Below are 19450 nucleotides of genomic sequence, written 5' to 3'. Positions count from 1 at the left end.
AGAGGATTCAAGATGGCTACTGGAAAGATTGTCCAGGTAATCGGCGCCGTGGTGGACGTCGAGTTCCCTCAGGACGCCGTACCACGCGTGTACGACGCGCTTGAGGTACAGAATGGTAACGAGAGCCTGGTGCTGGAAGTTCAGCAGCAGCTCGGCGGCGGTATCGTGCGTACCATCGCCATGGGTTCTTCCGACGGTCTGCGTCGTGGTCTGGAAGTAAAAGACCTTGAGCACCCGATCGAAGTCCCGGTAGGTAAAGCAACACTGGGTCGTATCATGAACGTATTGGGTCAACCAATCGACATGAAAGGCGACATCGGTGAAGAAGAGCGTTGGGCTATCCACCGCGCGGCACCTTCCTACGAAGAGCTGTCCAGCTCTCAGGAACTGCTGGAAACCGGCATCAAAGTTATCGACCTGATGTGTCCGTTCGCGAAGGGCGGTAAAGTCGGTCTGTTCGGTGGTGCGGGTGTAGGTAAAACCGTAAACATGATGGAGCTGATCCGTAACATCGCGATCGAGCACTCCGGTTACTCCGTGTTTGCGGGCGTAGGTGAACGTACTCGTGAGGGTAACGACTTCTACCACGAAATGACCGACTCCAACGTTCTGGATAAAGTATCCCTGGTTTACGGCCAGATGAACGAGCCACCAGGAAACCGTCTGCGCGTTGCGCTGACTGGCCTGACGATGGCTGAGAAGTTCCGTGACGAAGGCCGTGACGTTCTGCTGTTCGTTGATAACATCTACCGTTACACCCTGGCCGGTACTGAAGTATCTGCACTGCTGGGTCGTATGCCTTCAGCGGTAGGTTATCAGCCTACGCTTGCGGAAGAGATGGGTGTTCTTCAGGAACGTATCACCTCTACCAAAACTGGTTCTATCACCTCCGTTCAGGCGGTATACGTACCTGCGGATGACTTGACTGACCCATCTCCAGCCACCACCTTTGCTCACTTAGATGCAACCGTGGTACTGAGCCGTCAGATCGCGTCTCTGGGTATCTACCCGGCCGTTGACCCGCTGGACTCCACCAGCCGTCAGCTGGATCCACTGGTTGTTGGCCAGGAGCACTACGACACCGCGCGTGGCGTACAGTCCCTGCTGCAACGTTATCAGGAACTGAAAGACATCATCGCCATCCTGGGTATGGATGAACTGTCTGAAGAAGACAAACTGGTGGTAGCACGTGCGCGTAAGATCCAGCGCTTCCTGTCCCAGCCGTTCTTCGTTGCGGAAGTATTCACCGGTTCTCCAGGTAAATACGTTTCCCTGAAAGACACCATCCGTGGCTTTAAAGGCATCATGGAAGGCGAATACGATCACCTGCCAGAGCAGGCGTTCTACATGGTTGGTTCCATCGAAGAAGCCGTGGAAAAAGCCAAAAAACTTTAACGCCTTAATCGGAGGGTGATATGGCAATGACTTACCACCTGGACGTCGTCAGCGCAGAGCAACAAATGTTCTCTGGTCTGGTCGAGAAAATCCAGGTAACGGGTAGTGAAGGTGAACTGGGTATTTTCCCGGGTCACGCACCGCTGCTCACCGCCATTAAGCCTGGTATGATCCGCATCGTTAAACAGTTCGGTCATGAAGAGTTTATCTATCTGTCCGGCGGCATTCTTGAAGTGCAGCCAGGCAGTGTGACCGTTCTGGCCGATACCGCTATTCGTGGCCAGGATCTCGACGAAGCGCGAGCCCTGGAATCGAAGCGTAAGGCTGAAGAGCACATTAACAGCTCTCATGGTGACGTGGATTACGCTCAGGCGTCTGCGGAGCTGGCCAAAGCGATCGCGAAACTGCGCGTTATCGAGTTGACCAAAAAAGCGATGTAACACCGGCTTGAAAAGCACAAAAGCCAGTCTGGATCCCAGGCTGGCTTTTTTTTTCGGCCTTAATTCATGATGAAAAAGATGTAGAATTTTAAGCATCAAACGTTTTTACTTCTCACACAAACTACCGTCAGGATGCGTATGTTAAACAGTGCGATGAGCGTGGTGATCCTTGCCGCAGGCAAAGGTACCCGCATGTATTCCGATCTGCCTAAGGTGCTCCACACGCTGGCAGGAAAGCCAATGGTTCAGCATGTTATTGATGCAGCGAATGAATTAGGCGCCAGCCAGGTGCATCTGGTTTATGGACATGGCGGCGATCTGCTGAAAAAAACGCTGCGTGACGACAATCTCAACTGGGTGCTTCAGGCAGAACAGCTGGGTACGGGTCATGCAATGCAGCAGGCTGCACCCTTCTTCGCTGATGATGAAGATATCCTGATGCTCTACGGCGACGTCCCGCTGATCTCCGTTGAAACCCTCACCCGCCTGCGTGAAGCCAAACCGCAGGGTGGCATCGGTTTGTTGACCGTCGTGCTGGACGATCCAACCGGCTATGGCCGCATTACGCGTGAAAACGGCAACGTGACGGGGATTGTTGAGCATAAAGATGCCACTGACGAACAGCGCCAGATTCAGGAGATCAACACCGGCATCCTGATTGCGAACGGTGCGGATATGAAGCGCTGGCTGTCCAGACTCAACAATAACAACGCGCAGGGTGAATACTACATCACCGACATCATTGCGATGGCTTACCAGGAAGGGCGTGAGATTGCTGCCGTTCATCCGGCGCGTATCAGCGAAACGGACGGGGTAAACAACCGTCTCCAGCTTTCCCGTCTTGAGCGTATTTACCAGTCCGAGCAGGCAGAAAAGCTGTTGCTCGCGGGCGTTATGCTGCGAGATCCGGCGCGTTTCGATCTGCGTGGCACGCTGACCCACGGGCGCGACGTTGAAATAGATACTAACGTTATCCTGGAAGGTAACGTCACGCTGGGCAACCGCGTCAAAATCGGCACCGGCTGTGTGATTAAAAACAGCGCGATCGGTGACGACTGCGAAATCAGCCCGTACAGCGTGGTGGAAGATGCCCATCTTGAGGCGGCCTGTACGATTGGCCCATTTGCGCGTCTGCGCCCGGGCGCTGAGCTGCTGGAAGGTGCTCACGTAGGTAACTTCGTGGAAATGAAAAAAGCGCGTCTGGGTAAGGGCTCTAAAGCGGGTCATCTGACCTATCTGGGCGATGCGGAAATTGGCGACAACGTAAACATTGGTGCAGGGACGATTACCTGTAACTATGACGGCGCCAATAAGTTTAAAACCATCATTGGTGATGACGTGTTTGTAGGCTCCGATACCCAGCTGGTGGCGCCTGTTACCGTGGGCAAAGGCGTGACCATTGCCGCCGGGACAACCGTTACGCGCGATGTGGCCGAGAACGAGCTGGTGTTAAGCCGCGTTCCGCAGGTCAGCAAGCAGGGCTGGAAACGCCCGGTGAAGCAGAAGTAACGGATTTATACCCCTCACCCTAACCCTCTCCCCACAGGGGAGAGGGGATTGTTCGGTGCGGTGTTTTTCTCCCTCGCCCCTTTGGGGAGAGGGCCGGGGTGAGGGGATAACATAATCCTCCCCCCACAAGCAGTACCCATAAAAATAACCCCACTCTCTACAAGGCTCGGGGCGCCCGGAAAGGGCAAATACAGGTCAGCGACAACGCATGGCATAACGCCATAATCAGGAAATATAACTATGTGTGGAATTGTTGGCGCAGTTGCGCAGCGTGATATTGCTGAAATCCTTCTCGAAGGTTTACGTCGTCTGGAATACCGTGGTTACGACTCAGCCGGGCTGGCTGTCGTTGATGCAGAAGGTCATATGACCCGTCTGCGCCGTCTCGGTAAAGTGCAGATGCTGGCCCAGGCTGCGGAAGAACATCCGCTGCACGGTGGCACCGGTATTGCGCATACCCGCTGGGCGACCCACGGTGAGCCATCTGAAGGCAACGCACACCCGCATGTGTCTGAACACATCGTGGTCGTGCATAACGGCATTATCGAAAACCACGAACCGCTGCGTGAAGAACTGAAAGCGCGCGGCTATACCTTCGTCTCTGAAACCGACACCGAAGTGATTGCTCACCTGGTGCACTGGGAGCTGGCAAAGGGCGGTACACTGCGTGATGCGGTGCTGCGCGCTATCCCTCAGCTACGTGGTGCTTACGGTACGGTGATCATGGATTCCCGCGACCCGTCCACGCTGCTGGCCGCGCGTTCCGGTAGTCCGATGGTGATTGGTCTGGGCATGGGTGAAAACTTTATCGCTTCCGACCAGCTGGCGCTGCTGCCGGTTACCCGTCGCTTTATCTTCCTGGAAGAGGGAGACATTGCCGAGGTGACACGTCGCAGCGTGACCGTATTCGACACAAAAGGCGAGCAGGTTAAGCGTCAGGAGATCGAATCAAACCTGCAATACGACGCGGGCGACAAAGGTGCTTACCGTCACTACATGCAGAAAGAGATCTACGAACAGCCAAACGCCATTAAAAACACCCTGACTGGTCGCATCAGCCATGGTGAAGTGGATCTGAGCGAGCTGGGCGCCAATGCCAACGAACTGCTGAGCAAAGTCGAGCACATTCAGATCGTGGCCTGCGGCACCTCCTACAACTCCGGTATGGTCTCTCGCTACTGGTTTGAATCTCTGGCGGGCGTGCCGTGCGACGTAGAAATTGCGTCTGAGTTCCGCTATCGCAAATCTGCCGTACGTCGTAACAGCCTGATGATCACCCTTTCCCAGTCAGGTGAAACGGCAGATACCCTGGCGGCGCTGCGTCTCTCTAAAGAGCTGGGTTATCTGGGTTCTCTGGCCATCTGTAACGTCCCGGGCTCATCGCTGGTGCGTGAATCCGATCTGGCGCTGATGACCAAAGCGGGTACCGAAATCGGCGTGGCCTCCACCAAGGCGTTTACCACTCAGCTGACGGTTCTGCTGATGCTGGTGGCGAAACTGGCGCGTCTGAAAGGTGAAGATGCCTCTGTTGAGCATGACATCGTTCACGGTCTGCAGGCGCTGCCGAGCCGTATTGAGCAGATGCTCTCTCAGGACAAACGCATTGAAGCTCTGGCGGAAGATTTCTCTGACAAACATCACGCCCTGTTCCTGGGCCGTGGCGATCAGTATCCGATTGCGCTGGAAGGCGCGCTGAAGCTGAAAGAGATCTCTTATATTCACGCTGAAGCCTATGCGGCAGGCGAGCTGAAGCATGGCCCGCTGGCGCTGATCGATGCGGATATGCCAGTTATCGTGGTGGCACCTAACAACGAACTGCTGGAAAAACTGAAATCTAACATCGAAGAAGTGCGCGCCCGTGGTGGTGTTCTGTACGTCTTTGCGGATAAAGATGCCGGTTTCGCCAGCAGCGACAACATGCACATCATCGAGATGCCGCATGTGGAAGAGGTGATTGCGCCGATCTTCTACACCGTACCGCTGCAACTGCTGGCTTATCACGTCGCGCTGATCAAGGGCACCGACGTAGACCAGCCACGTAACCTGGCTAAATCGGTTACCGTTGAGTAATCACTTCCTGTAAAAAGGCTGCCATTTGCGTGGCAGCCTTTTTATTTGTTGCTACTTCTTTACACGCCTCATTTTTACTTTCTTGTGTACCCTATGGCGTAAAATGTTTCATGTAAAACATGTGGTTACATTTTTTTCGCTCTCCGTTTTTTGGACTTGTGCTGTTGCAAAAACGATCAAATAATAATTGTTTATTATTAAGATATTAATATATTCCTAAAATAATCCTCCTGCCAGTAGATATCGCATTTATTGTTTGTGGCTGATATTTATAACATGATTGAATCTGATACATTTCATTCATCCTTCTTAAAATAAAATATTACAAGCTGGAAAACTTATTTGTCAGAGGCGTTTTTAGGATCGTAATATTACGCCGCTTCAAATTTAATCATTTTATTTGGTTAATAAATAAAATATCAGCGATATAAAATTAATAGGGGTTGTCATGAAACTAAATGCTATCGCCAGCGCAATAATCTTGTCTTCATCCATATTATCTGGTGCTGCTCTGGCATCTGATGGTACTGTACATTTCCGTGGTGAGATCATTGATAGCGCTTGTGAAATTACCACCGTTACGAAAGAACAAAACGTTGATTTAGGTAAAGTCAGTAAAACGGCATTCAACGGTGTAGGCAGCACCTCCGCACCAACGCAATTCACTATCAGCCTGGAGAAATGCCCGCCAACCTATACCAAGGCATCGGTTCGATTTGACGGTACTGAAGCTGGCAATGGCGATCTGGCGATAGGTAACCCGGAAAAAACAGGCACGCCAGGCGACTTTACGGGTACAGGCGACGCGGTCACTGCAACGGGCGTAGCGATTCGTATCTATAACCGCGCAGACAACTCTCAGGTTGAGTTATACAAAGATTCTGCCACAACTGATATTGTGGATACTAAGGCCGATTTAAAATTCATTGCACGTTATATTGCAACCTCTACGACCGTAACGCCAGGTACAGCTAACGCTGACTCTCAGTTCACCGTTGAATATGTGAAATAATTACATTTATTAGTTAAAAGACGCCCTTATTCGCGTTGCTAATAATAAACATTTTAAGGGCGTCAACTAATGAGAGGCTGTATGGTTGCTTTTACACGTTTATTTAAAACATTCATGGCTGCGACAATGTGTCTCAGCTCGTCAATAGCCTGTGCAGGCATCATTGTCGGCGGCACGCGCGTCATTTTTTTGGCTGATAGTCCTGATGCCACCATATCGATTTACAACAAAGAGAGCGATCTGCCGTACCTGATACAAACCTGGGTCGACCCCTTTGACAAAGAAGATAAACATAAACCGCCTTTTACCGTCATACCACCCGTTTCCAGGCTTGAGCCAATGCAAGAAAAGGTCTTACGCGTACTTAAAATGGCCGGGACGTTGCCCACCGATCGCGAATCCGTTTTTTGGCTGAACATAAAAAATATTCCGCCATCCAGCAGTAAAAAAGAGACCAGCTCGCTGGAAATTGCGATTAAGACACGTATCAAACTGTTCTGGCGACCGGCGGCTATTACGTTAATCCCTGAGAAGGCGGTAGCGAACGTCGCATGGTCAAAACAAGGTCGGCAACTTATTGTTCAGAATAATAATCCTATCCATATCAATATCATGGATGTATCAGTTGATGGTAAAGACATACCAGTCAATATGATCAAACCCTTTGAAAAACTCTCGCTGACATTACCACCAGGAAGTGCAGGCCATACGCTTGTTTGGCGTTTTATTAATGATTACGGCGCCGTCAGCAACCCAGTAAAACAGGTGCTTTAATATTCTGATAGGGATGTCTTAATGATTGGCTTACGTCACTGCATTGCCATGATATCGGGGTTATGTCTGAGCATTCCTGTTCAGTCATTAGCACAGGACAGCCTGTTTAACCCGAAACTTCTGGAAATCGATCATCCGGTCGATGTCGATATTCGTCAATTTAACCGTTCCAACGCGCTTCCCCCTGGCAGCTATAAAGTTGATGTATTCATTAACGGCAAATTTTTTGAACGTAAGGAAGTGACGTTTGTGCAGGATGCTCCCGAGGACGAACTCCATCCTTGCTACGTCGCTATCAATGATGTCCTTATATCTTACGGCGTAAAGGTTGAGGCGTTGAAAACGCTGCGTGGAGTGGATAGCACCGCCTGCGTCAACCCCGCTCCGTTGGTGGAGGGATCACGCTGGCTATTCGACGGCAACAAGCTGGTGTTGAACATCTCCATTCCACAAATTTATCTTGATTCAGCGGCGTATGATTATATTAGTCCCTCGCGATGGGATGAAGGCATTAACGCCTTGATGACCAACTATGACTTTTCCGGTTCGCATACTCTTCGATCAAATTATGATTCTGAGGAGGATGACAGCTACTACCTGAATTTGCGCAATGGTCTTAATCTCGGGTCCTGGCGGCTTCGCAACTACAGCACAGTGGATTCGACAGCAGGCAGCGCTGAGTACCACTCCATCAGCAGCTATGTGCAGCGAGATATCGCCGCGCTACGCAGCCAGATCATGGTTGGCGATACCTGGACCGCAAGCGACATCTTTGACAGTACGCAGATCCGCGGCGTCAGACTCTATACCGATGACGACATGCTACCGTCCAGTCAGAATGGCTTTGCGCCGATAGTGCGCGGTATCGCAAAAAGCAACGCGACCGTGACGATCCGCCAGAATAACTATGTGATCTATCAGTCGGCGGTACCGCAGGGCGCGTTTGAAATCACCGATCTGAATACCACCAGCGGTGGCGGCGATCTGGACGTAACAATCAAAGAGGAAGACGGCAGCGAGCAGCGTTTTACACAGCCTTACGCTTCTCTGGCAATACTGAAACGCGAAGGACAGACCGACGTTGATGTCAGCGTCGGTGAAATGCGCGCTGAGAGCGGCTTTACACCCGATGTGTTACAGGCGCAGGTATTACACGGGATGCCGTGGGGATTAACGCTCTACGGTGGAACGCAGGTTGCGCAAGATTATGCCTCCGCAGCTATAGGGATGGGGAAGGATATGGGTGCGCTGGGTGCGATGTCGCTAGATATAACCCAGGCTCGCTCGTCTTTTGACAATGGCGACGAGGAAAAAGGGCAATCATACCGTTTCCTCTATTCCAAACGATTTGATGATACAGATACCAATTTTCGTCTCGTAGGATACCGGTACTCTACAGAAGGCTTTTATTCACTAACCGAGTGGGCATCTCGCCAGAATGATGTTTCTGATTTCTGGAACATGGGAAACCGGCGTAGTCGCCTGGAAGGTACCTGGACCCAATCGTTGGGGCCCGATCGGGGAAATTTCTACCTGACGCTGAGCCGTCAGCAGTACTGGCACACCGATGAGGTCGAGCGTCTGCTTCAGCTTGGTTACAGCAATAACTGGCGGCAGATATCATGGAACCTGACATGGAATTATACCGACTCGATCAACCGCTATTCCAGCGGCAGCCACAGCGACGACTACACCGATAGCGAACATATTTTTATGTTCACGGTTTCTTTGCCGCTCTCTGGCTGGTTGGAAGGGAGTTACGTTAACTACTCCATGACCCAGAATAATCATAACGACAGTAGCATGCAGGCCGGGATCGGCGGCACTCTGTTGGAAGGCCACAATCTGGCGTATAGCGTGCAGGAGTCCTGGACGAATACATCGAATAATACCCATAGCAGCAATGCCAGCCTGAACTACGACGGCACCTACGGATCGGTAAATGGCAGCTACGCCTATAGCCAGGATTCGCAGCGTATAAACTACGGGGCGCGTGGCGGTATTCTGATTCACCGCGACGGCGTGACCTTTTCCCAGGAGTTGGATGAAACGGTGGCGCTAGTGGAAGCGCCAGGAGCGGGCGGCCTGTCGGTTGAAAACACGACCGGGGTAGCGACGGACTGGCGTGGATACACCGTCAAAACGCAGCTTAATCCTTACGAAGAAAACCGTATAGCGATTAACAGCAACTATTTTTCACGTGCTAACGTCGAACTGGATAATACCGTTGTTAATCTTGTACCTACCCGCGGCGCGGTAGTGAAAGCAGCGTTTAAAACTCGCATCGGCTATCGCGTTTTATTCAGCGTCATTATGGCTAACGGCAAACCTGCGCCGTTTGGCGCAATGGCGACGGCCGATCTGGATACGGGAACGGTAACCGGGATTGTGGGGGATAACGGCGAGCTTTATCTTTCAGGAATGCCCTTAGTTGGCCGTTTTAATATTACTGGTCAATCCATCTGCCAGGTTGAGTATCATCTCGAAGCGCCAAAGGACAATGGGCTGTTACAACTGCCGGTAACATGCGCTAATAACGGAGTATCAAATTGAATATCGTTAAATTAATCATCGTGCTGTGCATCTGCGCAGTGTGCCAGCACGCATGGTCTGCGGATACATATTGCGAAGCTAAAGGCGGTACACACCACAGCATACTTTCGTTTTCCGGCACTACGCTCAGCGCCTCACAGAATAAAGCTGGCCAGACAATTAGCAAACAAGTAGATAACGGTGGTCAGTATGAAGGGGTATGCCACTGTAATCGCGATTATAACTATGTTTACTTTACAGCCAAAGATAACCCCGCCTTGCGGAAAAGCGTCAGCCGAAATAAAGTGCAATACTATGTATTAGATGAGTATTTAGATGTTGGATTGTCGATCATGATCATGGGGCGCGGTTATATCAACGTTCCCTTTGAGGACCGGCCTAACAACCCCAGTGGTTATTACAACTGCGTTAATTCCCTTAATACGACCACCTTTACAAGCGGTTCCGACGCAACCATTTATTTTTATGTCAAAGAACCGTTTATCGGCACCGTTACTATTCCGTTGACGTTACTCGCTTCGCTGTATGCTAATACTTCTAGTGTATTAGCCACCGACTATGGCAATAAACTGGCTGATGTTTTTATTCAAGGGGATATTACCGCGCCGCAGGAGTGTGAAGTTAACGGCGGTCAAATCATTGAAGTGGATTTTGGTAAAATCTCTGCGTCTTCATTTTCATCTGTAGCGGGCACTGGCCTTTCCGATAAGAAAATACCCATCAAGGCGTCGGTAAGATGCACTGGGATGAGCTCAGGGCAAGATGTTGAAGTTTCACTCCATGCCACCCAGGCAGGCGCGTTTTCAACCATGATTGAGACAACAAACCAGGATGTGGGTATTAAGGTCTACGACGAGTTTAATCAAGAAGTGGATGTTAACGGCGGACGCATGGAAACGGACATGGGAACCCGTTCTCGACTGGGTGTGGAGACGGGTGAGTTTAATTTTTCTGCTGCGCCGGCGAGCGCGACGGGAGCCAGGCCTGAGCCAGGAACGTTTACCGCGACTGCCACCATTACGATGGAAATTAAAAACTGATTCGTCAACGGCTGTTTATGACAGCCGTTGTCATATTGCGCTTTTTGAACCAGACTAAACATGCTTATTGTGACAATTTTATGGCAGGGGGTTGAATATATAATTATCATTTTCAATGACTTATATCCAACGCCTTGATTGTCATAAAACTGTCATATTTCGTACATTTATCTGTCACCTGTTTGTCCTATTTTGCTCATCGTAGCCACTTAAACAATGATTTACGAAATCCTTGCAGGAGACATTATGAAAGTTATGCGTACCACTGTCGCAACTGTTGTCGCCGCGACCTTATCGATGAGCGCTTTCTCTGCCTTCGCAGCAGCAAGCCTGACTGGCGCTGGTGCAACCTTCCCTGCGCCGGTGTATGCCAAATGGGCGGATACCTACCAGAAAGAGACCGGTAACAAGGTCAACTATCAGGGTATCGGCTCCTCCGGTGGCGTAAAACAAATTACCGCGAATACCGTTGATTTCGGCGCATCCGACGCTCCGCTGTCTGATGAGAAACTGAATCAGGAAGGCCTGTTCCAGTTCCCGACCGTGATTGGCGGCGTTGTGCTGGCTGTTAACATCCCTGGCCTGAAATCAGGCGAGCTGGTGCTGGACGGCAAAACCCTGGGTGACATCTACCTGGGCAAAATCAAAAAATGGGATGACGAAGCCATCACTAAGCTGAACCCGGGCGTTAAGCTGCCTTCGCAGAATATCGCGGTGGTTCGTCGTGCTGACGGCTCTGGCACCTCTTTCGTGTTCACCAGCTATCTGGCGAAAGTGAACGAAGAGTGGAAATCTAAAGTCGGTTCCGGCTCTACCGTTAACTGGCCAACCGGTCTGGGCGGTAAAGGCAACGACGGTATCGCAGCCTTCGTACAGCGTCTGCCTGGCTCTATCGGCTACGTAGAGTACGCCTACGCTAAGCAGAACAATCTGGCCTACACCAAACTGGTTTCTGCCGACGGCAAACCGGTTAGCCCGACCGAAGAGAACTTCGCCAACGCCGCCAAAGGCGCTGACTGGAGCAAATCCTTCGCTCAGGACCTGACTAACCAGAAAGGTGAAGACGCGTGGCCAATCACCTCTACCACCTTCATTCTGGTTCACAAAGAGCAGAAGAAACCAGAGCAGGGCGCAGAAGTGCTGAAGTTCTTCGACTGGGCATACAAAAACGGCGGCAAACAGGCTAATGACCTGGATTACGCCAGCCTGCCAGACAGCGTGGTTGAGCAGATTCGTGCTGCATGGAAAACCAACGTGAAAGACAGCAGCGGTAAAGCGCTGTACTAACAGGATATTTTTAACGAAGATGGCGGGTGGCGCGCAGCGATCCCGCCCTACGGTTTACTCTGTAGGCCCGGTAAGCGTCAGCGCCACCGGGCATATTCGTAAGACGTCTCATAAAGAAGAGTAATTTATGGCTGCAACCAAGCCTGCATTTAACCCTCCGGGTAAAAAAGGTGACATGATTTTCAGCGCGCTGGTGAAACTGGCTGCGCTGATTGTGCTATTGCTGCTGGGCGGCATTATCGTGTCCCTGATTTTCTCCTCCTGGCCGAGCATTCAAAAATTTGGTTTCGCCTTCCTGTGGACCAAAGAGTGGGATGCGCCGAACGATATTTACGGTGCGCTGGTGCCGATTTACGGCACGCTGGTGACCTCTTTTATCGCCCTGCTAATTGCGGTTCCGGTGAGCTTCGGTATTGCCTTGTTCCTGACGGAACTGGCGCCAGGCTGGCTGCGGCGTCCGCTGGGTATCGCCATTGAACTGCTGGCGGCCATCCCAAGTATCGTTTACGGCATGTGGGGCCTGTTTATTTTTGCTCCGCTGTTTGCAACGTACTTCCAGGAGCCGGTCGGTAACGTGCTTTCTGCCGTTCCGTTTGTGGGGGCGCTGTTCTCCGGCCCGGCATTCGGTATCGGCATTCTGGCGGCGGGTGTGATCCTCGCCATCATGATTATTCCGTACATTGCGGCGGTCATGCGCGATGTCTTCGAACAAACCCCGGTGATGATGAAAGAGTCCGCCTACGGCATCGGCTGCACCACCTGGGAAGTTATCTGGCGCATCGTCCTTCCGTTCACCAAAAATGGGGTGATTGGCGGCATTATGCTGGGCTTAGGTCGCGCGCTCGGTGAAACCATGGCGGTCACCTTTATCATCGGCAACACCTACCAGCTCGATAGCGCTTCGCTCTATATGCCGGGGAACAGTATTACTTCTGCGCTGGCGAACGAATTTGCCGAAGCGGAATCCGGGCTGCACGTCGCGGCGCTGATGGAACTGGGCCTGATCCTGTTTGTTATCACCTTTATTGTGCTGGCTATCTCCAAGCTGATGATTATGCGTCTGGCTAAAAACGAGGGGGCACGCTAATGGCAACTCTCGATATGCAAAATACCGCTCAGCTTGCGGAATCCCGTCGCAAAATGCAGTCAAAGCGCCGGATTAAAAACCGCATTGCGCTGACGCTTTCCATGGCGACGATGGCGTTTGGCCTGTTCTGGCTGATCTGGATCCTGATGTCAACCATCACCCGCGGCATCGATGGAATGTCCCTGGCGCTGTTCACGGAAATGACGCCGCCGCCGAACACGGCGGGCGGTGGTCTGGCAAACGCCCTGGCGGGTAGCGGCCTGCTGATCCTGTGGGCGACCGTTTTCGGTACACCGTTGGGCATCATGGCGGGTATCTATCTGGCGGAGTATGGGCGCAAGTCCTGGATCGCTGAAGTCATCCGCTTTATTAACGACATTCTGCTTTCTGCCCCGTCGATTGTCGTGGGTCTGTTTGTTTACACCATCGTGGTGGCGCAAATGGAACACTTCTCCGGCTGGGCGGGTGTGATTGCGCTGGCGCTGTTGCAGGTGCCTATCGTTATTCGTACTACTGAAAACATGCTGAAACTGGTGCCGGACAGCCTGCGTGAAGCGGCTTACGCGCTGGGCACGCCGAAATGGAAAATGATTTCGGCGATCACCCTGAAAGCATCCGTCTCGGGGATCATGACCGGTATCCTGCTGGCTATCGCCCGTATCGCCGGTGAAACCGCACCGCTGCTGTTTACCGCCCTCTCCAACCAGTTCTGGAGCACGGACATGATGCAGCCGATCGCCAACCTGCCGGTGACGATCTTTAAATTTGCGATGAGCCCATTCGCGGAATGGCAGCAGCTGGCCTGGGCCGGGGTGCTGATCATCACCCTTTGCGTACTGTTGCTGAACATTCTGGCGCGCGTCATTTTCGCGAAGAAGAAACACGGTTAAATTTTTACGGCGCGGCAGCTCGCGGCGCCGAATGAGGAAATGAGTCAATGAGTATGGTTGATACTGCCCCGGGTAAGATTCAGGTTCGTGATTTGAACTTCTACTACGGCAAATTCCATGCCCTGAAGAATATCAATCTGGATATCGCGAAGAACCAGGTAACGGCATTCATCGGTCCGTCCGGCTGTGGTAAATCCACGCTGCTGCGCACCTTTAACAAAATGTATTCGCTCTATCCGGAGCAGCGCGCAGAAGGTGAAATTCTGCTGGACGGTGACAACATCCTGACCAATACCCAGGATATCGCCCTGCTGCGTGCGAAAGTGGGGATGGTATTCCAGAAACCCACGCCGTTCCCGATGTCGATCTATGACAACATCGCCTTTGGTGTGCGTCTGTTTGAGAAGCTCTCCCGTGCGGATATGGACGAGCGCGTGCAGTGGGCATTGACCAAGGCCGCATTATGGAACGAAACCAAAGATAAACTTCACCAGAGTGGGTACTCTCTCTCCGGTGGTCAGCAGCAGCGTCTGTGCATTGCGCGCGGTATCGCCATTCGCCCGGAAGTCTTGCTGCTGGATGAGCCGTGCTCAGCCCTGGACCCGATCTCAACCGGGCGTATCGAAGAGCTGATCACCGAGCTGAAGCAGGATTACACCGTGGTGATCGTGACCCACAACATGCAGCAGGCTGCACGTTGTTCTGACCACACGGCGTTTATGTACCTGGGCGAGTTGATTGAGTTCAGCGATACGGATGCGCTGTTCACCCGTCCGGCGAAGAAACAAACCGAAGATTATATTACTGGCCGCTACGGTTGATTTGCCTTAGTGCATGTGGAGAAACCATGGACAACCTCAATCTTAATAAACACATTTCCGGCCAGTTTAACGCAGAGCTGGAAAGCATTCGCACCCAGGTGATGACCATGGGCGGCATGGTCGAGCAGCAGCTTTCTGATGCGATCACGGCGATGCACAACCAGGACAGCGAGCTGGCGAAGCGCGTTATTGAAGGCGACCACAACGTCAATATGATGGAAGTCGCCATCGACGAAGCCTGCGTGCGCATCATTGCGAAGCGTCAGCCGACGGCGAGCGACCTGCGTCTGGTGATGGCGATCATCAAAACCATCGCCGAGCTGGAGCGTATCGGTGACGTGGCGGATAAAATCTGCCGCACCGCGCTGGAGAAATTCTCCCAGCAGCACCAGCCGCTGCTGGTGAGTCTGGAGTCTCTCGGTCGCCACACCGTGCAGATGCTGCACGACGTGCTGGACGCTTTCGCGCGCATGGATCTGGACGAAGCGGTCCGTATCTACCGTGAAGACAAGAAAGTTGACCAGGAATACGAAGGCATAGTGCGTCAGCTGATGACCTACATGATGGAAGATTCCCGTACCATTCCAAGCGTACTCACCGCGCTGTTCTGCGCGCGCTCAATCGAGCGTATCGGTGACCGCTGCCAGAACATTTGCGAATACATCTTCTACTTCGTGAAGGGGCAGGATTTCCGACACGTGGGCGGCGACGAGCTGGACAAGCTGCTGGCGGGCAAAGATCCGAAAGAGTGATTTTTACCCTCACCCTAACCCTCTCCCACAGGGAGAGGGGACCATTCGGTTTTCTCCCTCTCCCTGTGGGAGAGGGCCGGGGTGAGGGGAAAACTCAGCGAGTAATATCCCACCCGCGCGCCTTCCACAACGCTGGCAGTTGCGCCAGATCGGTAAAGGTCGTCACTTTTGGATGATCGATCGGCTTGTTGTGCGGATCGGCGCAGAAGTAAAACACCTCCATCCCCGCATCAATCCCCGACTGCGCGCCCGCAGACGAGTCATCCACCAGGATGCAGTTCTCCACGTTGACGTTCATCGCCTTCGCCGCGTGGAACATCAATGCCGGATCCGGCTTCCAGCGCTGGATATCGTAGCCACTGAACAGTTTTTCCGGGAAGTGGTGCAACATGTTCAGCTTGCCGAGCGAGTGCTGCATTTTGCTGACCGGGCCGTTAGAGACCACGCAGATCGGCACCGTCATCGCATCCAGCAGCGTGTTAGCGCCAGCGATAACTTCCAGCTCGGCGTCGAAGAGGCGTGCGACCTCGGCGCGGTACACCGGTTCCAGATCCGCTTTCGCCAGATCCACCCCGTGCTCTTCGTTAATGATGTCGATGATCTCGTACAGCTTCACGCCCTTAAAGCGTTTAAACACCTCTTCGAGATCGAGCGTAATACCAAATTCCTGGAACATGGCGACATACGCGCGGGAACAAATGACCTCACTGTCGACCAGCGTACCGTCACAGTCGAAAAATACCGCTTCAATTCCGGACATGCCTTTCCCTTTTAACAAGTTTAACGTTTTCGTACGGCAGTTCACCGGGACGCAATCGTTGCCGTATAAGCAAAATCAATGAAAAAAGTATCCCGTAACCGCCACTATTGTCGCATTTTGGTATAGGATAGCGACGAATTTTCCCTCCTTGTTCGGAAATTGATGATGAGTCAACAACACACTACCCAGACGTCTGGTCAGGGGCTGCTTGAGCGCGTGTTCAAACTGCGCGAGCACGGCACAACGGCACGCACCGAAGTGATCGCCGGTTTTACTACCTTCCTGACGATGGTCTATATCGTTTTCGTTAACCCGCAAATTCTGGGCGTGGCTGGCATGGACACCAGCGCCGTCTTCGTGACCACCTGTCTGATCGCGGCGCTTGGCAGCATCCTGATGGGCGTTTTCGCTAATCTGCCCGTGGCGCTGGCCCCGGCAATGGGCCTGAATGCGTTCTTTGCGTTCGTGGTGGTTCAGGCGATGGGCCTACCGTGGCAGGTCGGGATGGGCGCTATTTTCTGGGGCGCGGTCGGCCTGCTGCTGCTGACCATCTTCCGTGTGCGCTACTGGATGATTGCGAACATTCCCGTGAGCCTGCGCGTGGGTATCACCAGCGGTATCGGTCTGTTTATCGGCATGATGGGGCTGAAAAACGCTGGCGTTATCGTGGCGAACCCGGAAACGCTGGTGAGCATTGGTAACCTGACCTCTCACAGCGTGCTGCTGGGCGTGCTGGGCTTCTTTATCATCGCGATCCTGGCGTCGCGCAACATCCATGCTGCGGTGCTGGTCTCTATCATTGTGACCACGCTGCTGGGCTGGATGCTGGGTGACGTACATTACAACGGTATCGTCTCTGCGCCACCAAGCGTCTCTACCGTGATTGGCCACGTTGATCTGGCGGGCTCGCTGAACCTGGGTCTGGCCGGGGTGATTTTCTCCTTCATGCTGGTCAACCTGTTTGACTCCTCCGGTACGCTGATTGGCGTGACCGACAAAGCGGGTCTGGCGGATGAAAAAGGCAAATTCCCGCGCATGAAGCAGGCGCTGTATGTGGATAGCATCTCGTCCGTCGCTGGCTCTTTCATCGGCACCTCGTCTGTTACCGCTTACATTGAATCCTCTTCCGGTGTGTCCGTGGGCGGTCGTACTGGCCTGACGGCGGTAGTTGTGGGTCTGCTGTTCCTGCTAGTGATCTTCCTCTCTCCGCTGGCGGGGATGGTGCCACCATACGCGGCAGCTGGCGCGCTGATTTACGTCGGCGTGCTGATGACCTCAAGCCTGGCGCGCGTGAAGTGGGAAGATTTGACGGAAGCCGTTCCGGCGTTTATTACCGCGGTGATGATGCCGTTCAGCTTCTCGATCACCGAAGGTATCGCGCTGGGCTTTATCTCTTACTGCGTGATGAAGATCGGTACCGGCCGCTTCCGCGAACTCAGCCCGTGCGTGATTATTGTTGCGCTGCTGTTTGTGCTGAAGATTGTGTTTATTGATTCACACTAAGATGCTGGTGGTGTCAGGTGGCGCTTCGCTTACCTGACCTACGGGCAAAGTTCCCTCTCCCTGTGGGAGAGGGTTAGGGCGAAGGCTTACGCCTTCACCCGCTTAATATAATCCCCAAACGCGGTCAGCTGGCCAGAGAGATGGTCACGCGTACTCTGATCCACCACTTCACCCGTCTGCGGGTCGACCTTGTTCTGAATCACGCCGCCCATAAATTCCGGCTTGTTCATCACCATCGCATCCAGGAACACCAGGATCTGACGCAGGTGATACTGGCAGCGCGCGCCGCCAATGGCGCCCATTGAGCTGGTCTGGATCAGCACAGGTTTACCAGACAGTGGCTGCTCCGGTAAACGGGACAGCCAGTCAATGGCGTTCTTCAGACCACCCGGCACCGAGTAGTTATACTCAGGCGTCACAATCACCACGCCGTCAGCCTGACGGATCTGCTCGGCTATCGCTTCCACGCTTTGCGGGAACCCTTCTTCCTGCTGAACGTCAGCATCATAAAGCGGGATGTCGCCAATGGACGGCAGGGCACTGATCTCCATTCCCGCAGGCGCCAGCTGCGGCAGCGTACGGGCAACCATCCCGTTAAAAGAACCTTTGCGCAGGCTTCCCAGTAACGTAACAACTTTCAACGTATCAGACATGATTACTCCTGTTTCATCATGATGACCCTGGACGGATCAGCTATGGGTGTATGCTTTTTCTGCCGGTAAACTGGTTAATCGCATCAGGCGCGCGGCGGGCTCGTTGGCGCGCTCAGGGACATCCGGAAGACTACGCCAACCGCGAATACTGTCAAATTCCCAGATTTTCAGACGTTCGATGGCGGGGCTCACCGCAACGGACCAGATCAGTACGTCCTCAGCGTCGCTGAGCGCCTCTACCAGCGAGGCTTTTGTCGCGCGCAGGCGTCCGGAGCCGGGGAGCAGCTGCAACAGGCTGGCGTCGTCTGACGCCGCGCCGTTCAGTTTGCGGATGCTCTGGCGAAGGGTGATGAGCTGCGCTCTGGCTTCAACAGGGTCGTTCTGGTTACGTATCCACAGCTTTTCATTGCTGGAGAGCGGGTATTCATCGAGCGCGTTAGCACCATGGAAGCTACGCGTGACGCGTTGCAGCTCCATATCCAGGCCACAATCACCTTCAGTCGTCAGCGCGACGCCAACAATGTTGCCGGTGTACGCAATGGAAAAATGGGGGAGTGCCGGGTCCGCAAAAACCGGGCGACCTTCTGGCTGGGTGAGTATGTCCGGTAGTTCGCTAGTGCCGTAGAGCATAAAAAGCAGTTCTGCGAGGAGCGCTCTGGAAGCTAAAAACCGCGTCCTGCGGTGTTCAGGTAGTTTGAGCGCCTCACTGTGACAGGCTGAAGAAAGTCTGGCCGATACGAGATGCCCTTCCGTTAATGTTCCTCGTGCAAAGTGCGTAGCCATTTTTCGCTCCTTGATAATGGTCGTAGTCGGTTAAACGGTTACATGATTATCGCTTAACTTAGCTTCTGTTTTAATCAGTAAATGGAAATAAGAGAAGCCTGAGCACCGAACTTTACATTAT

Annotated in this window: 17 protein-coding genes; 14 read left to right on the top strand and 3 right to left on the bottom strand. The window is 52.9% G+C overall.

The features are described 5' to 3' along the window. Positions 1-12 precede the first annotated feature (12 nt). The 13 genes from atpD to phoU all read left to right on the top strand — a co-directional run bounded on the left by atpD (position 13) and on the right by phoU (position 15630). The gene (atpD, locus tag SK47_RS01485; RefSeq protein ID WP_003862362.1) at positions 13-1395 is read left to right on the top strand and encodes a F0F1 ATP synthase subunit beta; all 1383 of its coding nucleotides are present in this window, start codon (positions 13-15) and stop codon (positions 1393-1395) included. A 20-nt stretch (positions 1396-1415) separates the two neighbouring features. Beyond that, positions 1416-1835, top strand: coding sequence for a F0F1 ATP synthase subunit epsilon (locus tag SK47_RS01480; RefSeq protein WP_003862360.1), 420 nt, complete (start codon positions 1416-1418; stop codon positions 1833-1835). Positions 1836-1973: 138 nt separating this feature from the next. Further along, positions 1974-3344 (top strand): bifunctional UDP-N-acetylglucosamine diphosphorylase/glucosamine-1-phosphate N-acetyltransferase GlmU, encoded by a 1371-nt coding sequence (glmU, locus tag SK47_RS01475; RefSeq protein WP_023315069.1) that lies wholly within the window; start codon positions 1974-1976, stop codon positions 3342-3344. Positions 3345-3584: 240 nt separating this feature from the next. Further along, positions 3585-5414: a glutamine--fructose-6-phosphate transaminase (isomerizing) gene (gene glmS / locus SK47_RS01470; RefSeq protein WP_048209822.1), complete on the top strand. Its 1830-nt coding sequence runs from the start codon at positions 3585-3587 to the stop codon at positions 5412-5414. A 448-nt stretch (positions 5415-5862) separates the two neighbouring features. Beyond that, the gene (locus SK47_RS01465) at positions 5863-6426 is read left to right on the top strand and encodes a chaperone-usher fimbrial major subunit (RefSeq protein ID WP_023315071.1); all 564 of its coding nucleotides are present in this window, start codon (positions 5863-5865) and stop codon (positions 6424-6426) included. Positions 6427-6507: 81 nt separating this feature from the next. Continuing rightward, positions 6508-7200 carry a fimbrial chaperone gene (locus SK47_RS01460; RefSeq protein WP_044596304.1) on the top strand — a complete coding sequence of 231 codons (693 nt, stop codon included), beginning with the start codon at positions 6508-6510 and terminating at the stop codon, positions 7198-7200. A 21-nt stretch (positions 7201-7221) separates the two neighbouring features. Beyond that, positions 7222-9753 (top strand): fimbria/pilus outer membrane usher protein, encoded by a 2532-nt coding sequence (locus tag SK47_RS01455; RefSeq protein WP_048243378.1) that lies wholly within the window; start codon positions 7222-7224, stop codon positions 9751-9753. Beyond that, positions 9750-10793, top strand: coding sequence for a fimbrial protein (locus SK47_RS01450; RefSeq protein ID WP_052686666.1), 1044 nt, complete (start codon positions 9750-9752; stop codon positions 10791-10793). Before SK47_RS01455 ends, SK47_RS01450 begins: the two co-directional genes overlap by 4 nt. 246 nt (positions 10794-11039) lie before the next feature. Further along, a complete protein-coding gene (gene pstS, locus SK47_RS01445) occupies positions 11040-12080 on the top strand; it encodes a phosphate ABC transporter substrate-binding protein PstS (protein ID WP_022652104.1) in 1041 nt (346 codons plus the stop codon). Between the two features lie 127 nt (positions 12081-12207). Further along, complete coding sequence (pstC, locus tag SK47_RS01440; RefSeq protein WP_003861158.1) at positions 12208-13167, top strand: phosphate ABC transporter permease PstC; 960 nt, start codon at positions 12208-12210, stop codon at positions 13165-13167. Then, a complete protein-coding gene (gene pstA, locus SK47_RS01435) occupies positions 13167-14057 on the top strand; it encodes a phosphate ABC transporter permease PstA (RefSeq protein ID WP_003861156.1) in 891 nt (296 codons plus the stop codon). The genes pstC and pstA overlap by 1 nt, the downstream gene beginning before the upstream one ends. 47 nt (positions 14058-14104) lie before the next feature. Next, positions 14105-14878 (top strand): phosphate ABC transporter ATP-binding protein PstB, encoded by a 774-nt coding sequence (gene pstB / locus SK47_RS01430; protein ID WP_003861154.1) that lies wholly within the window; start codon positions 14105-14107, stop codon positions 14876-14878. 26 nt (positions 14879-14904) lie between these two features. Further along, positions 14905-15630, top strand: a complete 726-nt coding sequence (gene phoU, locus SK47_RS01425; protein WP_003861153.1) for a phosphate signaling complex protein PhoU — start codon at positions 14905-14907, stop codon at positions 15628-15630. A 94-nt stretch (positions 15631-15724) separates the two neighbouring features. On the opposite strand, the gene yieH is transcribed toward phoU, so the two are convergent. Continuing rightward, complete coding sequence (gene yieH, locus SK47_RS01420) at positions 15725-16390, bottom strand: 6-phosphogluconate phosphatase (protein WP_003861151.1); 666 nt, start codon at positions 16388-16390, stop codon at positions 15725-15727. Positions 16391-16555: 165 nt separating this feature from the next. On the opposite strand from yieH, the gene adeP reads away from it, so the two are divergent. Next, entirely contained in the window at positions 16556-17893 is a 1338-nt protein-coding gene (adeP, locus tag SK47_RS01415; RefSeq protein ID WP_003861149.1) for an adenine permease AdeP, read from the top strand. A gap of 86 nt (positions 17894-17979) precedes the next feature. Here adeP and SK47_RS01410 read toward each other — a convergent pair whose 3' ends face one another. Together SK47_RS01410 and SK47_RS01405 are read right to left on the bottom strand one after the other, a co-directional pair. Then, positions 17980-18546, bottom strand: coding sequence for an NADPH-dependent FMN reductase (locus SK47_RS01410; RefSeq protein WP_003861147.1), 567 nt, complete (start codon positions 18544-18546; stop codon positions 17980-17982). A 36-nt stretch (positions 18547-18582) separates the two neighbouring features. Next, on the bottom strand, positions 18583-19329 hold the full coding sequence (locus SK47_RS01405) for a 4'-phosphopantetheinyl transferase family protein (RefSeq protein WP_003861145.1): 747 nt from the start codon (positions 19327-19329) through the stop codon (positions 18583-18585). Positions 19330-19450: the final 121 nt, after the last annotated feature.

This window comes from Enterobacter sp. BWH52 (assembly GCF_001037565.1).
In the GTDB taxonomy this organism is placed as follows: domain Bacteria; phylum Pseudomonadota; class Gammaproteobacteria; order Enterobacterales; family Enterobacteriaceae; genus Enterobacter; species Enterobacter hormaechei_C.
Note: the sequence above shows the minus strand (reverse complement) of the source record. Positions and strands in the feature narration are given on the sequence as shown.

Bases quoted from the DNA above. Each gene is read 5' to 3' on its own strand.
- pstC (WP_003861158.1), top strand. From the start codon at position 12,208: ATGGCTGCAACCAAGCCTGCATTTAACCCTCCGGGTAAAAAAGGTGAC.
- glmU (WP_023315069.1), top strand. From the start codon at position 1,974: ATGTTAAACAGTGCGATGAGCGTGGTGATCCTTGCCGCAGGCAAAGGT.
- SK47_RS01405 (WP_003861145.1), bottom strand. From the start codon at position 19,329: ATGGCTACGCACTTTGCACGAGGAACATTAACGGAAGGGCATCTCGTA.
- pstA (WP_003861156.1), top strand. From the start codon at position 13,167: ATGGCAACTCTCGATATGCAAAATACCGCTCAGCTTGCGGAATCCCGT.
- SK47_RS01460 (WP_044596304.1), top strand. From the start codon at position 6,508: ATGGTTGCTTTTACACGTTTATTTAAAACATTCATGGCTGCGACAATG.
- glmS (WP_048209822.1), top strand. From the start codon at position 3,585: ATGTGTGGAATTGTTGGCGCAGTTGCGCAGCGTGATATTGCTGAAATC.
- adeP (WP_003861149.1), top strand. From the start codon at position 16,556: ATGAGTCAACAACACACTACCCAGACGTCTGGTCAGGGGCTGCTTGAG.
- pstS (WP_022652104.1), top strand. From the start codon at position 11,040: ATGAAAGTTATGCGTACCACTGTCGCAACTGTTGTCGCCGCGACCTTA.
- SK47_RS01455 (WP_048243378.1), top strand. From the start codon at position 7,222: ATGATTGGCTTACGTCACTGCATTGCCATGATATCGGGGTTATGTCTG.
- SK47_RS01480 (WP_003862360.1), top strand. From the start codon at position 1,416: ATGGCAATGACTTACCACCTGGACGTCGTCAGCGCAGAGCAACAAATG.
- SK47_RS01465 (WP_023315071.1), top strand. From the start codon at position 5,863: ATGAAACTAAATGCTATCGCCAGCGCAATAATCTTGTCTTCATCCATA.
- atpD (WP_003862362.1), top strand. From the start codon at position 13: ATGGCTACTGGAAAGATTGTCCAGGTAATCGGCGCCGTGGTGGACGTC.
- yieH (WP_003861151.1), bottom strand. From the start codon at position 16,390: ATGTCCGGAATTGAAGCGGTATTTTTCGACTGTGACGGTACGCTGGTC.
- phoU (WP_003861153.1), top strand. From the start codon at position 14,905: ATGGACAACCTCAATCTTAATAAACACATTTCCGGCCAGTTTAACGCA.
- pstB (WP_003861154.1), top strand. From the start codon at position 14,105: ATGAGTATGGTTGATACTGCCCCGGGTAAGATTCAGGTTCGTGATTTG.
- SK47_RS01410 (WP_003861147.1), bottom strand. From the start codon at position 18,546: ATGTCTGATACGTTGAAAGTTGTTACGTTACTGGGAAGCCTGCGCAAA.